This window comes from Allobosea sp. LjRoot90, from assembly GCF_964254315.1.
Classification (GTDB): domain Bacteria; phylum Pseudomonadota; class Alphaproteobacteria; order Rhizobiales; family Beijerinckiaceae; genus Allobosea.
The window spans coordinates 198,865-216,934 of the sequence record NZ_CAXUTF020000002.1 but is presented as its reverse complement, the minus strand read 5'-3'; the positions used below and the strand labels follow the sequence as shown (position 1 = coordinate 216,934).

Here is an 18,070-nt window from a genome sequence, read left to right as displayed (position 1 = left end):
GGCCCGCCGCCAGTTGGTTCAGTGATCCGAGCCGGTGATGCGCGGCAGCGTCTCGAACTGGTGGAAGGGCGGCGGCGAGGGCAGGGTCCACTCCAGCGTGGTCGCGCCTTCGCCCCACGGATTGTTGCCGGCGATCTCCTTCTTCGTGAAGGCGACGACGATGCCGTAGAGCCAGATCAGGAGGCCGGCGGCGAAGATGTAGGAACCGATCGACGACCAGAAATGCCAGCCGGCGAAGGCGTCGGGATAGTCGACATAGTGCCGCGGCATGCCCGAGAGCCCGAGGAAGTGCTGCGGGAAGAACAGCAGGTTCGCACCGATGAACGCGACCCAGAAGTGCAGGCGGCCAACCCAGTCCGGGATGATGTAGCCGCTCATCTTCGGGAACCAGTAGTAGAAGCCGGCAAAGATGCCGAACACGGCGCCGAGCGACAGCACGTAGTGGAAATGCGCCACCACGTAGTAGGTCGCATGCAGCGAGCGGTCGAGACCGGCATTGGCCAGCACGACGCCGGTGACGCCGCCGACGGTGAACAGGAAGATGAAGCCGATCGCCCAGAGCATCGGCGCGGTGAAGCGCAGGGACCCGCCCCACATCGTCGCGATCCACGAGAAGATCTTCACGCCTGTCGGCACCGCGATCACCATCGTCGCGAAGACGAAGTAGCGCTGCGTGTTGAGCGACAGGCCGACCGTATACATGTGGTGGGCCCAGACGATGAAGCCGACGACGCCGATCGCAACCATGGCGTAGGCCATGCCGAGATAGCCGAAGATCGGCTTCTTCGAGAAGGTCGAGATGATGTGGCTGATGATGCCGAAGGCCGGCAGGATCATGATGTAGACTTCGGGGTGGCCGAAGAACCAGAACAGGTGCTGGTAAAGCACCGGGTCGCCGCCGCCGGACGGATCATAGAAGGTCGTGCCGAAATTGCGGTCGGTCAGCAGCATGGTGATCGCGCCGGCGAGAACCGGCAGCGCCAGCAGCAGCAGGAAAGCGGTGACCAGCACGCCCCAGGCGAACAGCGGCATCTTGTGCATGGTCATGCCGGGCGCGCGCATGTTCAGGATCGTGGTGATGAAGTTGATCGCGCCCAGGATCGAGGCTGCGCCGGCAAGGTGCAGCGCCAGGATGCCGAAATCGACCGACGGGCCGGGGTGGCCTGTCGACGAGAACGGCGGATAGATCGTCCACCCGGTGCCGACGCCCTTCGCCCCCGGGGCGCCTTCGACGAACATCGAGATCAGCAGCAGGATGAGCCCGGCGACGGTGAGCCAGAACGAAATGTTGTTCATGCGCGGGAAGGCCATGTCCGGCGCGCCGATCATCAGCGGCACGAACCAGTTGCCGAAGCCGCCGATCAAGGCCGGCATGACCATGAAGAAGATCATGATCAGACCGTGGCCGGTGACGAAGACGTTGTAGCTCTGGCCGTTGGCGAAGATCTGCAGGCCCGGCTGCTGCAATTCGATCCGCATCATGATCGACAGGAAGCCGCCGATCAGGCCCGCGATGATCGAGAAGATCAGATAGAGCGTGCCGATGTCCTTGTGGTTGGTCGAGAGCAGCCAGCGGCGCCAACCCGTGGGGGTGTGGTGCTCGTGGGCGTGGGCGTCGTCATGCCCGTGGGCGTGGGGAGCCGCGGTAGCCATGAAATTCGTCTCCTCCTGCGAATACGGTTCGCGTGAGTTCTTTCAAGAGTGTCGGGTTCAGCGGGCCGCTTCGGCGACCTTGCTGGTGGCGTCGGCGGCATTGGCGAATTTCTGCTTCGCTTCCGCGAGCCAGGCTGTGTAGCGCTCCTGGCTGACGACGCGGATGGCGATCGGCATGTAGGCATGGTTCTGGCCGCAGATGAACGAGCACTGGCCGTAGAAGATGCCTTCGCGATCGGCCTTGAACCAGGTTTCGTTCAGTCGGCCGGGGATGGCGTCGATCTTCAGGCCGAAGGCCGGCAGCGCGAACTTGTGGATGACATCGGCGCCGGTGACCTGCACGCGCACGATCTTGCCGACCGGAACGACCGCCTCGTTGTCGACGGCGAGCAGGCGCGGCGCCTCGGATTCGGCGATCTTCTTGGTCTGGATCGCCTCGGCGCGCTGCTTCTCGTCGAGCATCAGCGAATCGAAGCCGAAGCTGCCGCCGTCCTGCGGGTACTCGTAGGACCAGTACCACTGCTTGCCGGTGACCTTCACGGTCATGTCGGCTTGCGGAATCTCCAGCTGCAGCTTGAGCAGGCGGAAGGAGGGGATGGCGATCACGACCAGGATCAGCACCGGAATGATCGTCCAGGCCACTTCGAGCAGCGCGTGGTGCGTCGTCTTCGAGGGAACCGGGTTCGCCTTCTCGTTGAAGCGCCAGGCGACATAGACCAGCAGGCCCAGCACAAAGAGCGTGATGATGAAGATGAGTACGTTCACCCAGTCATGGAACCAGTGAATGAACGTCATCACTTCGGAATTGGCCGGCTGGAGATTCAGCTCCCAAGGCTGCGGCATGCCGTTCTGGGCCGATGCGACGGCCGGCGAAAACGCTACCAGAGCTGCAGCGAAGGCAGCCAGCGCGTTCTTGAGAGGAGTGGTCACAAATCGCATCGGTCCGACATAGCTCCTTTGATGCCGCGCGATCTGCCTCGGTCAGCTTCAAGGCAGGCGCGCCGGGACGGCCACGTCTGGCCACCCCGGTTGTTCGGCATTGCGATAAATCAAAGATCACGCTTGCGCCAGTGGGACAATGACAGGCCGTGACCCAGTCCGTGCGGCATAAGTACGCGACATGCGCATGGGCGCCGGCCTGCCGGTCGACGTCGCCAGTGTCGAGTCCGCCACGCGGGCGCTTATGATGCTTCGCCTTGACAGGAATCGGGACGCATGGTCGGAACGCATTCTCGCATGGCGGGGGTGCCGTTCGGCGTGGGTCTGCTTGCATTCCCAGCGCCCGCAAGGAGAGGAGGACAGCGATGCGCTTATTGATCGGTCCCGTGGCCGCGGCGCTCGCCGTCCTGGGCTGCGGCTGGCTTTCGGCTGCGCCGGCCCATGCGCAGGGTGCGGTGCGCTCCACTCATGGCGATTGGCAGATGCGCTGCGAGACCCCGCCCGGCGCCAAGGCTGAGCAATGCGCGCTCGTGCAGAATGTCGCGGCCGAGGATCGGCCGAACCTTACCTTGCTGGTGATCGTGCTGAAGACGGCTGACCAGAAGAGCCGTCTGCTGCGCGTGGTCGCCCCGCTCGGCGTGCTGCTGCCTTCCGGCCTCGGTCTCAAGATCGACGACAAGGATATCGGTCGCGCCGGCTTCGTGCGCTGCCTGACGACCGGTTGTGTCGCCGAGGTCGTGATGGACGATACCCTGCTCGGTCAGCTCAAGACTGGTAAGAGCGCCACATTCATCGTGTTTCAGACACCGGAGGAAGGGGTCGGTATTCCGGTTTCGCTCAACGGATTCGGCCCCGGCGTGGAGGCTTTGCCGTGATTGATCGCTTTGCTGGCCGCTTCGGCCGGTTCATTCTGCCCGCCGGCCTGGCCCTCGCGCTCGCCGGCTGCGGTTCCTCCGGTTCGTCGAGCACGGGCGAGCCCAGCACCACGCAGAAGCTCGGCAATATCCTGATGTTCCAGTCGACCACGCCGCCGCAGCCCAATCAGCTGCCGACGGACGATGAGGTCTATTTCATCTGCCCCTCGGTGATCATCGCCGATGGCGGAGCGGCGATCCGGGCCCAGTCGGGACCGGACAGCGGCAGTCTGCGCAGCCAGGTCTCGATCACCACCACCGCGCGCGAGTGTACCCAGGCGAACAAGGATGGCGGCTTCACCCTCAAGGTCGGCGTCGAGGGGCGTATCCTGATTGGCCCGGCCGGCAGCGCCGGCAGCTATGGCGCGACATTGATCACCCAGGTGATGCGCAACAACCAGGTCATTGCGCGCCGCAGCTCCCGTGTCGGCGGGGCGATCCCCTCCGGCCAGACTGGCGCGGACTTCTCGCATGTCGAGGGCAACATTGTCGTCCCACCGGGCTCCGGCGAGGTCGAGATCATCGTCGGGTTGAACACCGGTGGTGCCGAACCGACGCGGCGCCGGCGCCGATAAGCGGCACGCTGCCGTGAACTGAGGCAGGGAGCCGATTGACTCGGCCCCTCGCTCGTCTATTGCTGGCTCAGCCGCATCATCCCCGCGGGAGAGACCGGAGCCGGACTTGTCCGGCGTCGGCGCCGAAGGCGCAACCGCCCCGGAAACGCTCAGGCAAACGGACCGCGTGGGAGTTGGCGCTCTGGAAAGTGGCGGGCCTTTGAGGCTCGCCCACCGACGGGGGTAACTCGCCCTAGGCTTTAAGCCTGGCGGGGAAATCTCTCAGGTCCCGAGACAGAGGGGGCGCGCTCCGGACGAATCCGTCCGGGGCTCGCGCTCGACTCTGGAAGGGATGCCATGGCTGCCGAAGCCGAGACTGCAAGCACCGAGCCGTTGCTCAAGACACCGTTCCATGCCCGCCATGTCGCGGCGGGTGCGCGTATGGTGCCGTTCGCCGGCTACGACATGCCGGTGCAGTACCCTGCCGGCATCATGGCCGAGCACAACTGGACCCGCGAGAGCGCCGGCCTGTTCGACGTCTCGCATATGGGCCAGGCCTTCCTCGTCGGCCCCGATCATGAGACCACGGCCCGTGCGCTCGAGGCGTTGATTCCGGCCGATATCGTCAACTTGCCGCCCGGCAAGCAGCGCTATTCGCAGCTGCTGAACGAGGACGGCGGCATTCTCGACGATCTGATGGTGACGCGCTCGGCCGATCCAGACGAGGACGGTGCGCTGCTGCTCATCGTCAACGCCGCCTGCAAGATCGCCGACTACGCTCATATCGAGGCACGGCTGCCGGCCAATGTGAAGCTGGTCAAGGCCGAGCATCGCGGCCTGATCGCACTGCAGGGACCGAAGGCGGAAGAGGCGCTGGCGGCGCTCAATCCCGAAGCTGCCGAAATGGGTTTCATGACCCTGCGCACGCTGAAGCTCGGCGGGGTCAAGGCCAATGTCAGCCGCTCCGGCTATACCGGCGAGGACGGCTACGAGATCTCCGCTGCGGCGGACCGCATCGGCGAGATCTGGGATGCGCTCCTGCTCGACGCTCGCGTCAAGCCGATCGGCCTCGGTGCCCGCGATTCGCTGCGGCTCGAAGCCGGCTTGTGCCTTTACGGCCATGACATCGACACCACGACCTCACCGGTCGAGGCGGCGCTCAACTGGTCGATCCAGAAGCGCCGGCGCGAGGAGGGCGGCTTTCCCGGAGCGCAGCGCATTCAGCGCGAGTTCGCGGAGAAGCCGGCCCGCATCCGCATCGGCCTCGTGCCCGAAGGCCGGGCTCCGGCGCGCGAAGGCGCCGAGATCGCGCTCGCCGACGGCACCATCGTCGGCAAGGTCACTTCGGGCGGCTTCGGCCCGACACTGAACGGCCCCTGCGCCATGGGCTACGTCGCCAGGGAGCATGCCGCTCCCGGCACGAAGCTCGATCTGATCGTGCGCGGCAAGCCGCTGGCGGCGACCGTCGCCGCCATGCCCTTCGTCCCCAACCGCTACAAGCGCTGAGCTTCACCCCTTTTCGCCGGAGGAAACCCATGGCCGAGACCCGCTACACCAAGGACCACGAATACATCCGCATCGAAGGCGATACCGGCACGGTCGGCATCACCGATTACGCCCAGGGCCAGCTCGGCGACGTCGTCTTCGTCGAGCTGCCTTCGCTCGGCAAGGCGCTCTCCAAGGGCGGTGAAGCCGCCGTCGTCGAGAGCGTCAAGGCGGCGTCCGAGGTCTATGCGCCGGTCTCCGGCGAGGTCGTCGCCGTCAACAGCGAGCTCGAAGCCGCGCCCGGAACGGTCAACGAGGACCCGGCCGGCAAGGGCTGGTTCGTCAAGCTCAAGCTCACGGATGCTGCCGAGCTGGAGGGCCTGCTGAGCGAGACCGAGTACCAGGACTACTTGAAGACGCTCTGAGGCGTCGGGACACGTCATTCTCGTCCGGAGATCCGAGAACCTCCGGACGAGAAGGCACTGGTTGAAGAGATGCTCGGGTCAGGCCCGAGCATGACGCCATTCAAGGAACCTCCATGCGCTATCTCCCCCTGACCGAGACCGACCGCGAGGACATGCTCGCGCGCATCGGCGTGCCCGATGTCGACGCGCTCTTCTCCGATGTGCCGGCTGGCAAGCTGCTGAAAGAACCGCTCGACCTGCCGCGCGCCAAGGGCGAACTCGAAGTCGAGCGCATCCTCGGGCGGCTGTCGGCGAAGAATACGGCGGCCGGCGCGGTGCCGTTCTTCGTCGGGGCGGGCGCCTACAAGCACCATGTCCCGGCGACGGTCGACCATCTGATCCAGCGCTCGGAGTTCCTGACCAGCTATACGCCCTACCAGCCCGAGATCGCCCAGGGCACGCTGCAATACCTCTTCGAGTTCCAGACCCAGGTCGCAGCGCTGACCGGCATGGAGGTCGCCAACGCTTCGATGTATGACGGCTCGACCGGCACCGCCGAGGCGGTGCTGATGGCGCATCGCGTCACCAGGCGGCGCAAGGCGGTGCTCTCCGGCGGGCTGCACCCGCATTATACCCAGGTCGTCGAGACGCTGTCCGAGATGGCGAGCGACGAGGTCGTGGCTTTGAAGCCCGACGTTCGCGCCACCGAAGACATCCTCAGCCAGATCGACGACAGCGTCTCCTGTGTCGTTGTGCAGTCGCCTGACGTCTTCGGCAACCTGCGCGATCTCAAGCCGATTGCCGACAAGGCGCACGCTCATGGCGCGCTGCTGATCGCGGTCTTCACCGAGGTCGTCTCGCTCGGCGCGGTGACGCCGCCCGGCGCCCAGGACGCCGACATTGTCGTCGGCGAGGGCCAGTCGATCGGCAATGCCCTGAACTTCGGCGGGCCCTATGTCGGCCTCTTTGCCGCCAAGTCGAAATATATCCGCCAGATGCCGGGCCGGCTCTGCGGCGAGACCGTCGACGCCGATGGCCGCCGCGGCTTCGTGCTGACGCTCTCGACCCGCGAGCAGCATATCCGCCGCGACAAGGCGACCTCGAACATCTGCACCAATTCCGGCCTCTGCGTGCTGGCCTTCACCATCCATATGACGCTGCTCGGCCAGGCCGGGCTGTCGCGCCTCGCCGAGGTCAACCACGCCAATGCGGTCAAGCTCGCCGACGCGCTCGCCGGAGTGAAGGGCGTCGAGGTCGTCAACGAGAGCTTCTTCAACGAGTTCACGCTGAAGCTGTCGAAGCCGGCGGCAGAGGTGGTCGAGGCGATGGCCGCAAAGGGCATTCTCGCCGGCGTGCCGGCCTCGCGCCTGAAGCCCGGCGTCGGGCTCGACGATCTTCTGATCGTCGCCAATACCGAAGTGAACACGGATGAAGATCGAGCGGCCTTCGTGGCGGCGCTCGCGGAGGTGCTGTGATGGCGATGCTCATCCCGGCAGAGCACGCGGAAATCCATTTCAACCGTGCAGCCGACTTCCAACCGTCAGATGATGTTTTTGTCTGCGACAGGCGAGATCGAAAGCTGGGTACCGATCAACCCGTAATTATCGCCTCCAGATTCCAGGCGTCCTATGGGGCGATGAATAGCGGCTGGATGAAGGGAAGTGATCGTACAGATACGCCGGAAGGTGTGTTCGCTTCCGAGTGGCTAAATTCCCCGGTTCGAGTGTCCTTGCCTGGTCTCAAAGCTGTGCTTCGGGAGCTCGGGAAAATTGATCGATGTGAGTGGGCAAGGACCATGTTCGCGGCGATCGAATGGGATCCGGAATTCGGCACCCACGGAGAGGAAGAATAATATGCTGAACCGTCAGGGACGTCCCAGCCAGGCTGGCGAGGGCGCGGCCGAGCGCCACGAGACCTTCACCGGCAATCGCGCGCTGCAGCAGATCGAGCCGCTGATCTTCGAGATCGGCCATCACGAGTCGACCGGCGTCGACATCGACAGGCCGGCGCCGTTCAAAAGCCGTCTTGGCAAGCATGCCCGCCAAAGCGAGATCGGCCTGCCGGGCCTCTCCGAGCCCGAGACGATGCGCCACTACGTGCGCCTCAGCCAGAAGAACTACGGCATCGACACCGGGCTGTTCCCGCTCGGCTCCTGCACGATGAAGCACAATGCCCGCCTCAACGAGAAGGTGGCGCGGCTGCCGGGCTTCTCCGATGTGCATCCGCTCCAGCCGGTCTCGACCGTGCCGGGCGCGCTCGACGTGATGCTTGAGCTCGCGCACTATCTGATGACCCTGACCGGCATGCCGGCCGTGGCGCTCTCGCCCAAGGCCGGCGCCCATGGCGAGGCCTGCGGCATGATGGCGATCAAGGCCGCCATCGCCGCCAAGGGCGAGGGCGCGACCCGCAATGTCGTGCTGGTGCCCGAATCCGCCCATGGCACCAACCCGGCGACCGCGGCGCTGATCGGCTTTTCCGTGAAGTCGGTGCCGGCCCGCGCCGACGGCACGGTCGCGGTCGAGGACGTCAAGGCGCTGCTCGGCCCCGATGTCGCGGCGATCATGCTGACCAACCCCAATACCTGCGGCATCTTCGAGCCGCAGATCGTCGAGATCGCCGCGGCGATGCACGAGGCCGGCGCCTATTTCTACTGCGACGGTGCCAACTTCAACGCGATCGTCGGCAAGGCGCGTCCGGGCGATCTCGGCGTCGACGCCATGCACATCAACCTGCACAAGACCTTCTCGACCCCGCATGGCGGCGGCGGCCCAGGCGCCGGCCCGGTCGTGCTCTCGGAGCGGCTGGCGCCCTTCGCGCCGGTGCCGTTCATCCATGTCGAGGGCGGCAAGTCGCGCTTGGTCGAGCACAAGGCCGATGCGCCTGAGGGTAACGATCCCTTCGGCCGCATGACCGCCTTCCACGGCCAGATGGGCATGTATGTCCGCGCGCTCGCCTATATGCTCAGCCATGGCGCCGACGGCATGAAGCAGGCCTCGGAAGACGCCGTGCTCAACGCCAACTACATCCGCGCCGGCCTTGTCGACCTGATGTCGCTGCCCTTCCCTGATCACCCTTCCATGCACGAGGCGCTGTTCGACGATGACTGGCTGAAGGGTACCGGCGTCTCGACGCTCGATTTCGCCAAGGCGATGATCGACGAGGGCTACCACCCGATGACGGTATATTTCCCGCTCGTCGTCCACGGCGCCATGCTGATCGAGCCGACGGAGTCGGAATCGAAGGCCTCGCTCGACCTGTTCGTCGCGACGCTGCGTGATCTCGCCATCGCGGCGAAAGGCAACGACAAGACCCGCTTCACCGCAGCCCCGCACCATGCCCCGATCCGCCGTCTCGACGAGACGAGGGCGGCGCGCCAGCCGGTGCTGAAATGGGAGAAGCCTGCGCCGGTGAAGGAAGCCGCGGAGTAGGGGCTCAACGCTGCTCGATCCAGGGATCGAGCAGCCGCAGGCCGAGGCGGTCGAAATCCCGGATGTTGCGCGTGACGAGCGTCAGGTCGCGCATCCGGCTCGTCGCTGCGATCAGCCCGTCCATTGGCTCGAGATTCGCGCCGTTCCGGCGCGACCACGCGATCAGATCTCCCCAAGCTAATGCGATGTCGTGTGCGACATCGATGATTCGGCCGTCGAAGCGCTGTGGCAGGTCGGTGCCCAGCCAGGCCCCTAGCGCATCGCGTCGCTTACCAGTTGGCAGCAGTGCGACACCGCAGCGTATCTCTGCGATGGTGATCACGCTGATGAAGAACTCGCTCTGGGGCTTTGTCCGAATGAATTGAGCTACGTTCGGCGACAGATCCCGCTTGGCGAGCTCGGATACCACATTGGTGTCGAGCAGAAAGCTCAAAGATCGACCTTCCGAAAACCGCCCTTGAAGCGTTCAATCTCGATCCCGCTATCGTAGAGCGGTGAGTTCTGGAAGAACTCGACGAGCGTTCCCTTTGGCGTCGTCTTTTTCTCCCATTCTTCCACCGACACCAGTACCGCCGCTGGCTTGCCGTTGCGCGTCACCGTTTGTGGGCCTTCGGATTTCGCCTTGTCGATCAGCTCCGAGAAGCGTGCCTTGGCGTTGGCCACAGTCCATGTTTCCTTGGGCAGTGCGGTCATGTTGGCCTCCGCGAGAAATGACTATCATGACCATATAGGTCAAAGATTGGCGCCGGCAAGGCGGCCGCTGCCCTTTCGTTACCTGGGCAGCCTGCCTTAAGGCTTCCTTGACCATATGCGAGGGAAGCTTCCGACGGCGTGTATTCTCGCGCCTTGGAAGCTCGCCCATGTATCGCGTTCGCCTTCGCCATGTGCTCGCCGCCGCGGTCTCGTTCGCGGCGATGTTCTCGGCCGCCCGCGCCGAGGAGCCGGGCTATGGCCCCAAGACCTATGACCGTACGCTCGAGGCGCTGATCACGCATGAGGATATCGCTGGCCGTGGCGGTTGGCCGAAGGTGCCGGGCGCAGCGGCTGCGCTGAAGCCCGATTCGCAGGGGCCGGACGTCGCGCTGCTGAAGCAGCGCCTGATGCTGAGCGGCGATCTGCCACCCGATGCCTTACCCGGCGACACCTACGACGCAACCGTCATCGCGGCGGTGAAGCGTTTCCAGCGCCGCCATGGCCTGTCCGAGCTCGGCACCGTCGGCCGCCTGACCTTGAAATCCCTCAACGTGCCGGTCGAGGTCCGCCTCAACCAGCTCACCGCGACGTTGGAGCGGCTGAAGGGCAACGGCTTCAGCTTCACCGAGCGCTATGTCGTGGTGAACATCCCCGGTGCCAGCGTCGAGGCGGTGGAGAAGGGCGTGGTCCAGCGCCGCCATCTCGCCATTGTCGGCCGGCCCGACCGGGCCTCGCCGGTGCTGCAGGCCAGCATCACCTCGGTCAACCTCAATCCCTATTGGACGGTACCGATGTCGATCGTGAAGGCCGACATCATCCCGAAGATGCGCAAGGAACCGGACTTCATCGCCAAGTCCAACATGAAGCTGCTCGGCGCCGAGAACCGCGAGATCGATCCTGCGAGTGTCAACTGGGCGAGCCTGACCAACCCGTATTTCTACGTCCGGCAGGAGCCTGGACCGACCAACTCGCTCGGCCAGCTCAAGATCGATATGCCGAACAGCGAGGCGGTCTACATGCATGACACGCCGAAGAAGTCGCTCTTCCGCAACGATGTCCGTTTCAACTCCTCAGGTTGCGCCCGTATCGAGGGCGTGCGGGACCTCGCAGCCTGGTTGCTCGAGGGCACCGAGTGGACCCAACCGGCGATCGAGGCCGAGATCGCCAAGGGCGAGCGCAAGAACATCACGCTGAAGAAGGCGGTGCCGGTCGCCTGGGTCTACATGACCGGCTGGCAGGACGCTGACGGCCTGGTGCAGTTCCGCGACGACATCTACGGGCTCGATACGCCGCAGGGCATCGTCACCTCGACGATTCAGCCGCGCCGGCCGAAGCCCAAGCCTGTCATTGCGCCGGCGGCGGCACCTGCCACGGCGAAGCTGCCTCAGCCTGTCGTCCGACCAGCCGTGCCGAAGTCTGCGGCCGCTCCGATCCCGATGCCGCTCCCGCCGCCTGGGACGGCTGTCGCGATCCAGTAGGAACGAGGGCTTTCGCCCGGTTCCAGGAGGTCAAACGAAGAACGCCGCGGTCCGAAGACCGCGGCGTTCTTGTTTTCTTGCCTGAAGCTCGGGCGGCTCAGTTGAGCTTGGCGCGAACGTCCTTCAGCCCGGCGGTGACCAGATCGGCACCGGCCTTACCGGCGACCTGGCCGCGCAGGATGACCTCGGCGGCGCGCGTCGCGGCCTCGGCAGCGGCGGCGCGGACCTCGGCGGTCGCCTGGGTCTCGGCCTGGGTGATCTTGTCCTCGGCCGACTTGGTGCGGCGGGTGACGAACTCCGCGAGCTTCTCCTCGGCGTCCTTGGCGAGGCGCTGGGCCTCGTCGCGGGCGTTGGCGACGATCGCCTCGGCCTCGGCCTCGGCCGCCTTGCGCTTGCTCTCGTACTCGGCGAGCAGCAGCTCGGCCTCGTGGCGCAGGCGCCTGGCTTCCGCGAGCTCGCGGGCGACAAGTTCACCGCGGCCGTCGAGTGCGCCGATGATGCTCTTGAGAGCACCCATCTTCACCGCCATGGCGAGGAAGATGACGGTCGAGACCAGGACCCAGAAGGTTGGGTTGCTCAGCATGGCGATCAGCCTCCCAGCGCGGTCTTGACCGCCTTGGCGGCGTCGGCCGGAGCCGGAGCGGCGCCGGTCAGGCGGTTGACGATGGCGCTGGCCGCGTCGGCGGCGATCGCCCCGACATGGCTCATCGCTTCCGTCTTGGTGGCGACGATCATGGCCTCGGCGTCAGCGAGCTTGGCGGCAAGATCGGCCTCGACCGTCTTGCGCCGCGCGGCGCTGTCGGCGTTGACCTTCTCGCGTGTCTCCTGCGCGATCGCCTGCGACTTGGCGCGGGCTTCGGCAAGGGACTTCTCATAGGCCTGGCCGGCCTCTTCGGCCTTGGCCTTCATCGCGGCCGCCTCGTCGAGATCGTTGCCGATCTTGTTGGCGCGGTCCTCGAGAATGCCGCCGAGACGCGGCACGATCACCTTGGCGGCGAGCCAGTACAGGACGCCGAAGGTGATCGCGAGCCAGAGCAGCTGCGAGGCGAAGGTGTCACCCTGGAAAGGCGGGAAGCTGCCGCCATGGGCGGGAGCCGCGCCGCCATGGGCGGTCGTTCCGGTGGTCGTGGCTGGCGCTGCCATCACTGAACCTCATCCGGCCGCACGAGCCCGAAGGGTTCGCACGGCATATGGGAAGGGAGGCGGGAGCCCGCCGCGTGACGCCCCGGAGGGCGTCGCCTGCGGCAGGCCCGGGTAGCGTTCGCGATCAGACCGCGAAGAGCAGCAGCAGCGCGATCAGCAGCGAGAAGATGCCGAGCGCTTCGGTCAGCGCGAAGCCGAGCAGCAGGGTGCCGCGCTGGCCATCGGCCGCCGACGGGTTGCGCAGGGCGCCCGAGAGGAACTGGCCGAACAGGTTGCCGAGACCGATGCCCGCGCCGGCCATGCCGAGGCAAGCGAGACCAGCGCCGATGTACTTGGCAGCTTGGGGATCCATGGAAATGCTCCTTAGGGGGATGGTTGTGGCAGTCGAGGGGTGAACTTGGAGACCGGGCCGCTCAGTGGCCCGGATGCAGGGCGTCGTGCAGGTAGATGCAGGTCAGCACCGCGAAGACATAGGCCTGGAGCACCGCGACCAGGAATTCGAGCGCGATCAGCGCGATCGTCAGCACGAGCGGCAGTGGCGAGAGGATCGCCCAGCCGCCGGCGAAGAGCAGCGTCGCCACGAAGCCGGCGAAGATCTTCAACGCGATGTGGCCGGCGAGCAGGTTGGCGAAGAGACGAACCGACAGGCTGATCGGGCGCGAGACGAACGAGATCACCTCGATCGGCACCAGGATGATCAGCATCAGCGGATGCACGCCCTTGGGCACGAACAGGCCGAAGAAATGCGCGCCATGCTTGGCGATGCCGTAGATGATGACGGTGAGGATCACGATCGCGGCGAGCGCGGCGGTAACGACAAGGTGGCTGGTGACGGTGAAGGAGCCGGGAATCATGCCGAGCAGGTTGCAGACCAGCACGAACATGAAGAGCGAGAACACCAGCGGCACGAACTTCATGCCGTCATGGCCGGCCGAGTCTCTTACCGTGTTGGCGACGAACTCGTAGCCCATCTCTGCCAGCGCCTGCAGCCGGCCCGGGACCAGCGAGCGATTGCGCGTGCCGTAGACGAAAAGCAGCGCGATGATGGCGACGGCGGCGACCATGAACAGAGCGGAATTGGTGAAAGCGATCTCGCTTCCGCCGATCTTGCCGAGAGACACGATCGGCTTGATCTCGAATTGTTCGATCGGACTAGCCATCTGTCGCCCTTGTTCCTGCCATAAGACGGCCCCTTTCGGAGCCGCGCCTCAGTTCTGCGCGCTCGACTTATCGTCAGTGCGCGATTTCATCAAGCCCGCTGCGCGCACGACGTTCATCACGCCAGCGCCGAAGCCGAGCATCAGCAGGACGATCATCCCGAAGGGCGCCGTCCCGAACCACTTGTCGACGGCCCAGCCGAGCCCGCTGCCGACGATGATGCCGGCGATGAATTCGGTGGAAAGCCGCATCGCCTGACCGATTCCAGCGGAATCGGTCCGACCGCTTTCGCTGCGGCTTTCGGCCTCCGCCTGACTGGTCACACGCTTCAGGCCCGCGTCGAGGGATTTGAGCCGGCTCTCCAGGCTCGCATCCGTTTCCGCAGGCCGCTGCGGGTCCAGACCTTTTTCGTCCCGGCCCGTCATCGCAGATAGGCAGCCATCATGACACGACCTTTCCGTGCTCGGTTCGCGAGAGAACCGGACAATACCGGAATTGTCGCTGATTTGCGCTGCCTGAACCGGTTGATCCGTTGCCGGATCGCCAATGGCGGGCGCTCGTCGGATTGCCGATCGTTCCCTGCGATGAAAAAGCCCCGCCGCCCGGAAAAATCGGCCGCACCATATTGGCGGCTCCAAGTGGTGTCAAGCTGAGTGGGCGGCGATTAATACCTTGAAAAATAAAATGATTTTAGAGTGGGGCGAAGCGTTCGGGTCGATTCTTGTGCGCTGCCGCAGGCGTCTCAGACCGCCTCGCGGATGCGCTCGGCGGTATCAAGGTCGACCGAGACCATCTGGCTCACCCCACGCTCGGCCATGGTGACGCCGAAGAGCCGGTCCATCCGCGCCATGGTGATCGGGTTGTGAGTGATCAGGATGAAGCGCGTCGCGGTGTTGCGCGCCATCTCCTCGAGCAGGTCGCAGTAGCGCTCGACATTGGCGTCGTCGAGCGGCGCGTCGACCTCGTCGAGCACGCAGATCGGCGAGGGGTTGGTGAGGAACACCGCGAAGATCAGCGCGGTCGCGGTCAACGCCTGCTCTCCGCCGGAGAGCAGCGTCATCACCTGCGGCTTTTTGCCCGGGGGCCGCGCGATGATCTCGAGGCCGGCTTCGAGCGGGTCTTCCGAATCGACCAGTGTCAGCTCGGCCGTGCCGCCGCCGAACAGCACTCCAAACAGGTGCTGGAAATGGCCGTTGACGATCTCGAATGCGGCAAGAAGCCGCTCCCTGCCTTCGCGATTGAGCGCCCCGATCGCCTGGCGCAGCCGCCGAATCGCCTCGGTCAGGTCATCGCGCTCGGTCGCGAGGCCGGTGCGCTTGCCCTGGACCTCCGAGAGTTCGTCGTCGGCGCGCAGGTTGACCGCGCCGAGGCGCTCGCGCTCGGCCTTGAGCCCGCCGAGCCGGCGCTCGACATCCTCGGCCTCGGGTGGGGTGTCTCCAACTTTCAATCCTGCGATCTGATGCAGGTTGGCGACCTCGGTCTCCAGCCCGTCGACGATCTGACGGACGACATCGGCGAGGCGTTGCCGCCCCGCTTCGAGCCGCGCTTCCGCGCTCGCCCGGCCTTCGCGCGCAGCCGCCAGACCCTCCAGCGCTGCGCGCGCCTGCCGGTCGGCCTCGGCCTGTGCGACCTCGCCGGCGGCGAGCTTGTCGGCGGCGCCACGCCGGTTGCCCTCGGCGGTCTCGATCTCGGCAAGGAGGCGGCGACGCTCGACCAGGAAGGTGTCGGGCGCTTCCAGCAGCGACTTGTGCTCGGCCGCGGTCGTCTCGATTCGCTGGCGCGTATCGGCGGCGCTCTGCTCGCTCGCCGCCGCCCGCTCGCGCCAGGCGCGCAGATCCCCTGCGATCGCTTCGCGCCGGCGGCTGCGCAATTCAGCCTCGCGCCCCTGCGTCTGTACCCGCGCTCGTGCTTCGGACGCCGCGGCACGCCGCTCGCCCAATTCGGCGCGGGCGGCAAGCAGGGCATTCTCCAGTTCGGGCGCCGGCGCGAGGCCGGCGAGATCCTGATTCGCGGCCTCGGCCTGCGCCTGAGCATCGGCGATGTTCTGGCCGAGCCGGCCGATCGCCTCGGTCAGGGCCGAGCGGCGGGCCGCCGTCTCGCCAGCCCTGCGCTCCGCCTGCGCCAACCGCTCGCGGGCCTGATCGAGGGCGCGCCGCGCCTCGCGGGCCGCCTCCAGCGCCTTCGCCTCGGTCAGCGCCGCCGCCTTGGTGCGCTCGCTCGCCTGGTCGAGCCCGTCGCGCGACGCTTCCGCCGCCTCACGCGCGGCCTGCGCTTCGCGTTCGAGATCGCCGAGCCGGTTCTTCTCCACAAGCCTACGGGCGGCAGGCGAGGGCGCATCGGCAGCGCTGGTGAAGCCGTCCCAGCGCCAGATGTCGCCCTCACGCGAGACCAGCCGCTGCCCCGGCAGCAGCTTTGGCCGCAATCCAGCGCCATCGGCCCGGGCAACGACGCCGATCTGGCGCAGCCGCCGGCCGAGCGCCGCCGGGCCACGGACATGTTTGGCGAGCGGCTCGACGCCATCGGGAAGGGCAGGATCGTCTTCGCCGCCGCTTCCGTCCGACCAGTGTGCCGGCGCCGCCGGATCGGCCGAGGCGTCGAGGTCGTCGCCGAGCGCGGCACCCAGCGCAGTTTCATAGCCCTTGGCGGCTGCGATCGAATCGAGGATCGCCGGCCAGCGCCCGCCGGCTGCCGGTGCGAGCAGCTTCTGCAAGGTACGGACTTCGGTTTCGAGGCGCTGTGCCTTGCGGTCCGCTTCCGCGAGCGGGCCACGCAGCCGCGTTTCGTCCTCGCGGGCAGCGGCGAGGGCGCCGCGTGCTGCACTGGCGGCCGCGTCCGCGCTTTGCATTGAGGTCTCTGCGGTCGCGACCGTGGCGCGCAGCCCGTCGAGCGAGGCGGCAGTGCCGTCGGCGTCGAGCGCCGCCTGGTCGCGTTGCAGCCGCTCGCGCTCGCCGGCGTGGCGGGTCTCGCGTTCCCTCGCCTCGCGCACTGCGCGTTCGAGCGCGCCGCGCCGGGCCGCCAGTTCGGACAGCCGTGCCTGGACCGCGGCATGCTCGGCCTCCGCCGCCGCCAGCGCTTTTTCGGCCTCAGTGAGCTCGGTAGCAGCGGCCTTGCTGCCCCCAGCGGCAGCCTCGGCCTCCAGCCGCAGGCTCTCATCCTCGGCCGTCAGCCGCGATAGGCTGTCGGTGGCATCTTTGCTGAGATTCTCCTGCCGGCCGAGATCGCCTTGCAGTTCGGCAAGGCGCTTGGCCAGTTCCTCGGTGCGCTGCTTCGTGCGTCGGTTCTCGGCCTCGATCTCGTCGAGACCGCGCTTCAACCGGACGAGTGCGGCCGCCGCAGCCGCCTCGTTCTCGCGCAGCTCGGGCAGGGCATGCGCCGCGATCGCCTGCAACCGCGCCGCCTCCGCCTGCACGCCGGTCTTGTCCGCGACCTCGCGCACGGCCGCTTCGAGGGCACGCTCGGCCACTGCCTCCTGCGCCCGAGCTTCGTGATGGGCGATCAGCGCCAGCACCGCCTCGGCCTTGCGGATGTCGGAGGCGAGGTTGCGATAGCGCGTTGCCTGGCGCGCCTGGCGCTGCAGCGCCTCGACCTGCCCGTCGATCTCGGCGAGCACGTCCTCGAGCCGGTTGAGATTGTCCTCGGCGCCCTTGAGCCGCAGCTCGGCCTCGTGCCGGCGGCTGTGCAGACCGGCGATACCGGCAGCGTCCTCGAGGATGCGGCGGCGCGATTGCGGCTTGGCGGAGATGATCTCGCTGATCTGGCCCTGGCGCACCAGCGCCGGCGAGCGCGCCCCGGTCGCGGCGTCGGCGAAGAGGAGCTGCACGTCGCGGGCGCGCACCTCCTTGCCGTTGATGCGGTAGGTCGAGCCTTCCTCGCGCTCGATCCGGCGCGTGACCTCGAGCACCTCGGCGTCGTTGAAGGCGGCGGGCGCCTTGCGGTCGCTATTGTCGAGCGTGAGCGCGACCTCGGCCATGTTGCGGGCCGGGCGCTCCGACGAGCCGCCGAAGATGACGTCGTCCATGCCCGAACCGCGCATGTTCTTGAACGAGCTTTCGCCCATCACCCAGCGCAGGGCTTCGACGAGATTGGACTTGCCGCAGCCATTGGGGCCGACGATGCCGGTCAGCCCCGGCTCGATCTGGAACTCGGCCGGTTCGACGAAGGTCTTGAAGCCGGCGAGCTTGAGGCGCGTCAGCTGCATTGACACGCCATAGGGCTATCGGC

18 protein-coding genes and 1 riboswitch are annotated in these 18,070 nt (G+C 66.5%); of the genes, 8 read left to right on the top strand and 10 right to left on the bottom strand.

The genetic code is table 11. The features are described 5' to 3' along the window. Positions 1–18: 18 nt before the first annotated feature. Positions 19–1,653, bottom strand: coding sequence for a cytochrome c oxidase subunit I (gene ctaD, locus ACSQ3M_RS07810; RefSeq protein ID WP_436149502.1), 1,635 nt, complete (start codon positions 1,651–1,653; stop codon positions 19–21). A gap of 57 nt (positions 1,654–1,710) precedes the next feature. Then, positions 1,711–2,592: a cytochrome c oxidase subunit II gene (gene coxB / locus ACSQ3M_RS07805; protein WP_436149501.1), complete on the bottom strand. Its 882-nt coding sequence runs from the start codon at positions 2,590–2,592 to the stop codon at positions 1,711–1,713. Positions 2,593–2,957: 365 nt separating this feature from the next. Between coxB and ACSQ3M_RS07800 the strand changes: the two genes are divergently transcribed. From ACSQ3M_RS07800 to gcvPB, 7 genes are all read left to right on the top strand, one after another. Further along, positions 2,958–3,467, top strand: coding sequence for an invasion associated locus B family protein (locus ACSQ3M_RS07800; RefSeq protein ID WP_436149500.1), 510 nt, complete (start codon positions 2,958–2,960; stop codon positions 3,465–3,467). Then, a complete protein-coding gene (locus ACSQ3M_RS07795) occupies positions 3,464–4,081 on the top strand; it encodes a hypothetical protein (RefSeq protein WP_436149499.1) in 618 nt (205 codons plus the stop codon). Before ACSQ3M_RS07800 ends, ACSQ3M_RS07795 begins: the two co-directional genes overlap by 4 nt. A 75-nt stretch (positions 4,082–4,156) precedes the next feature. After that, positions 4,157–4,256, top strand: a riboswitch (glycine riboswitch). Positions 4,257–4,417: 161 nt separating this feature from the next. Next, positions 4,418–5,566: a glycine cleavage system aminomethyltransferase GcvT gene (gene gcvT, locus ACSQ3M_RS07790; protein WP_436149498.1), complete on the top strand. Its 1,149-nt coding sequence runs from the start codon at positions 4,418–4,420 to the stop codon at positions 5,564–5,566. Between the two features lie 29 nt (positions 5,567–5,595). Next, positions 5,596–5,970, top strand: coding sequence for a glycine cleavage system protein GcvH (gene gcvH, locus ACSQ3M_RS07785; protein WP_436149497.1), 375 nt, complete (start codon positions 5,596–5,598; stop codon positions 5,968–5,970). 113 nt (positions 5,971–6,083) lie between these two features. Further along, entirely contained in the window at positions 6,084–7,424 is a 1,341-nt protein-coding gene (gene gcvPA / locus ACSQ3M_RS07780) for an aminomethyl-transferring glycine dehydrogenase subunit GcvPA (protein ID WP_436149496.1), read from the top strand. Further along, complete coding sequence (locus tag ACSQ3M_RS07775) at positions 7,424–7,801, top strand: hypothetical protein (RefSeq protein ID WP_436149495.1); 378 nt, start codon at positions 7,424–7,426, stop codon at positions 7,799–7,801. Before gcvPA ends, ACSQ3M_RS07775 begins: the two co-directional genes overlap by 1 nt. Position 7,802: 1 nt before the next feature. Beyond that, complete coding sequence (gene gcvPB, locus ACSQ3M_RS07770) at positions 7,803–9,377, top strand: aminomethyl-transferring glycine dehydrogenase subunit GcvPB (protein ID WP_436149494.1); 1,575 nt, start codon at positions 7,803–7,805, stop codon at positions 9,375–9,377. Positions 9,378–9,381: 4 nt separating this feature from the next. Here gcvPB and ACSQ3M_RS07765 read toward each other — a convergent pair whose 3' ends face one another. Then, the gene (locus ACSQ3M_RS07765; protein WP_436149493.1) at positions 9,382–9,810 is read right to left on the bottom strand and encodes a type II toxin-antitoxin system VapC family toxin; all 429 of its coding nucleotides are present in this window, start codon (positions 9,808–9,810) and stop codon (positions 9,382–9,384) included. Beyond that, complete coding sequence (locus tag ACSQ3M_RS07760; RefSeq protein WP_436149492.1) at positions 9,807–10,070, bottom strand: type II toxin-antitoxin system Phd/YefM family antitoxin; 264 nt, start codon at positions 10,068–10,070, stop codon at positions 9,807–9,809. Before ACSQ3M_RS07760 ends, ACSQ3M_RS07765 begins: the two co-directional genes overlap by 4 nt. A 167-nt stretch (positions 10,071–10,237) precedes the next feature. Between ACSQ3M_RS07760 and ACSQ3M_RS07755 the strand changes: the two genes are divergently transcribed. After that, the gene (locus ACSQ3M_RS07755) at positions 10,238–11,548 is read left to right on the top strand and encodes a L,D-transpeptidase family protein (protein WP_436149491.1); all 1,311 of its coding nucleotides are present in this window, start codon (positions 10,238–10,240) and stop codon (positions 11,546–11,548) included. 97 nt (positions 11,549–11,645) lie between these two features. Here ACSQ3M_RS07755 and ACSQ3M_RS07750 read toward each other — a convergent pair whose 3' ends face one another. The 6 genes from ACSQ3M_RS07750 to ACSQ3M_RS07725 form a co-directional block, all read right to left on the bottom strand. Next, the gene (locus ACSQ3M_RS07750) at positions 11,646–12,128 is read right to left on the bottom strand and encodes a F0F1 ATP synthase subunit B family protein (RefSeq protein WP_436097929.1); all 483 of its coding nucleotides are present in this window, start codon (positions 12,126–12,128) and stop codon (positions 11,646–11,648) included. A gap of 8 nt (positions 12,129–12,136) precedes the next feature. Continuing rightward, on the bottom strand, positions 12,137–12,691 hold the full coding sequence (locus ACSQ3M_RS07745) for a F0F1 ATP synthase subunit B (protein ID WP_436149490.1): 555 nt from the start codon (positions 12,689–12,691) through the stop codon (positions 12,137–12,139). Between the two features lie 124 nt (positions 12,692–12,815). Beyond that, positions 12,816–13,043: a F0F1 ATP synthase subunit C gene (locus ACSQ3M_RS07740; protein WP_057187825.1), complete on the bottom strand. Its 228-nt coding sequence runs from the start codon at positions 13,041–13,043 to the stop codon at positions 12,816–12,818. Positions 13,044–13,104: 61 nt separating this feature from the next. Further along, positions 13,105–13,851, bottom strand: coding sequence for a F0F1 ATP synthase subunit A (locus ACSQ3M_RS07735; RefSeq protein ID WP_436149489.1), 747 nt, complete (start codon positions 13,849–13,851; stop codon positions 13,105–13,107). A gap of 48 nt (positions 13,852–13,899) precedes the next feature. Then, the gene (locus ACSQ3M_RS07730; RefSeq protein ID WP_436149488.1) at positions 13,900–14,274 is read right to left on the bottom strand and encodes an AtpZ/AtpI family protein; all 375 of its coding nucleotides are present in this window, start codon (positions 14,272–14,274) and stop codon (positions 13,900–13,902) included. Positions 14,275–14,591: 317 nt separating this feature from the next. After that, entirely contained in the window at positions 14,592–18,047 is a 3,456-nt protein-coding gene (locus ACSQ3M_RS07725) for a chromosome segregation SMC family protein (protein WP_436149487.1), read from the bottom strand. Positions 18,048–18,070 lie beyond the last annotated feature (23 nt).

Bases quoted from the DNA above. Each gene is read 5' to 3' on its own strand.
- ACSQ3M_RS07730 (WP_436149488.1), bottom strand. From the start codon at position 14,274: ATGACGGGCCGGGACGAAAAAGGTCTGGACCCGCAGCGGCCTGCGGAA.
- ctaD (WP_436149502.1), bottom strand. From the start codon at position 1,653: ATGGCTACCGCGGCTCCCCACGCCCACGGGCATGACGACGCCCACGCC.
- ACSQ3M_RS07745 (WP_436149490.1), bottom strand. From the start codon at position 12,691: ATGGCAGCGCCAGCCACGACCACCGGAACGACCGCCCATGGCGGCGCG.
- gcvT (WP_436149498.1), top strand. From the start codon at position 4,418: ATGGCTGCCGAAGCCGAGACTGCAAGCACCGAGCCGTTGCTCAAGACA.
- ACSQ3M_RS07735 (WP_436149489.1), bottom strand. From the start codon at position 13,851: ATGGCTAGTCCGATCGAACAATTCGAGATCAAGCCGATCGTGTCTCTC.
- ACSQ3M_RS07800 (WP_436149500.1), top strand. From the start codon at position 2,958: ATGCGCTTATTGATCGGTCCCGTGGCCGCGGCGCTCGCCGTCCTGGGC.
- ACSQ3M_RS07740 (WP_057187825.1), bottom strand. From the start codon at position 13,043: ATGGATCCCCAAGCTGCCAAGTACATCGGCGCTGGTCTCGCTTGCCTC.
- coxB (WP_436149501.1), bottom strand. From the start codon at position 2,592: ATGCGATTTGTGACCACTCCTCTCAAGAACGCGCTGGCTGCCTTCGCT.
- gcvPB (WP_436149494.1), top strand. From the start codon at position 7,803: ATGCTGAACCGTCAGGGACGTCCCAGCCAGGCTGGCGAGGGCGCGGCC.
- gcvPA (WP_436149496.1), top strand. From the start codon at position 6,084: ATGCGCTATCTCCCCCTGACCGAGACCGACCGCGAGGACATGCTCGCG.
- ACSQ3M_RS07760 (WP_436149492.1), bottom strand. From the start codon at position 10,070: ATGACCGCACTGCCCAAGGAAACATGGACTGTGGCCAACGCCAAGGCA.
- gcvH (WP_436149497.1), top strand. From the start codon at position 5,596: ATGGCCGAGACCCGCTACACCAAGGACCACGAATACATCCGCATCGAA.
- ACSQ3M_RS07755 (WP_436149491.1), top strand. From the start codon at position 10,238: ATGTATCGCGTTCGCCTTCGCCATGTGCTCGCCGCCGCGGTCTCGTTC.
- ACSQ3M_RS07775 (WP_436149495.1), top strand. From the start codon at position 7,424: ATGGCGATGCTCATCCCGGCAGAGCACGCGGAAATCCATTTCAACCGT.
- ACSQ3M_RS07725 (WP_436149487.1), bottom strand. From the start codon at position 18,047: ATGCAGCTGACGCGCCTCAAGCTCGCCGGCTTCAAGACCTTCGTCGAA.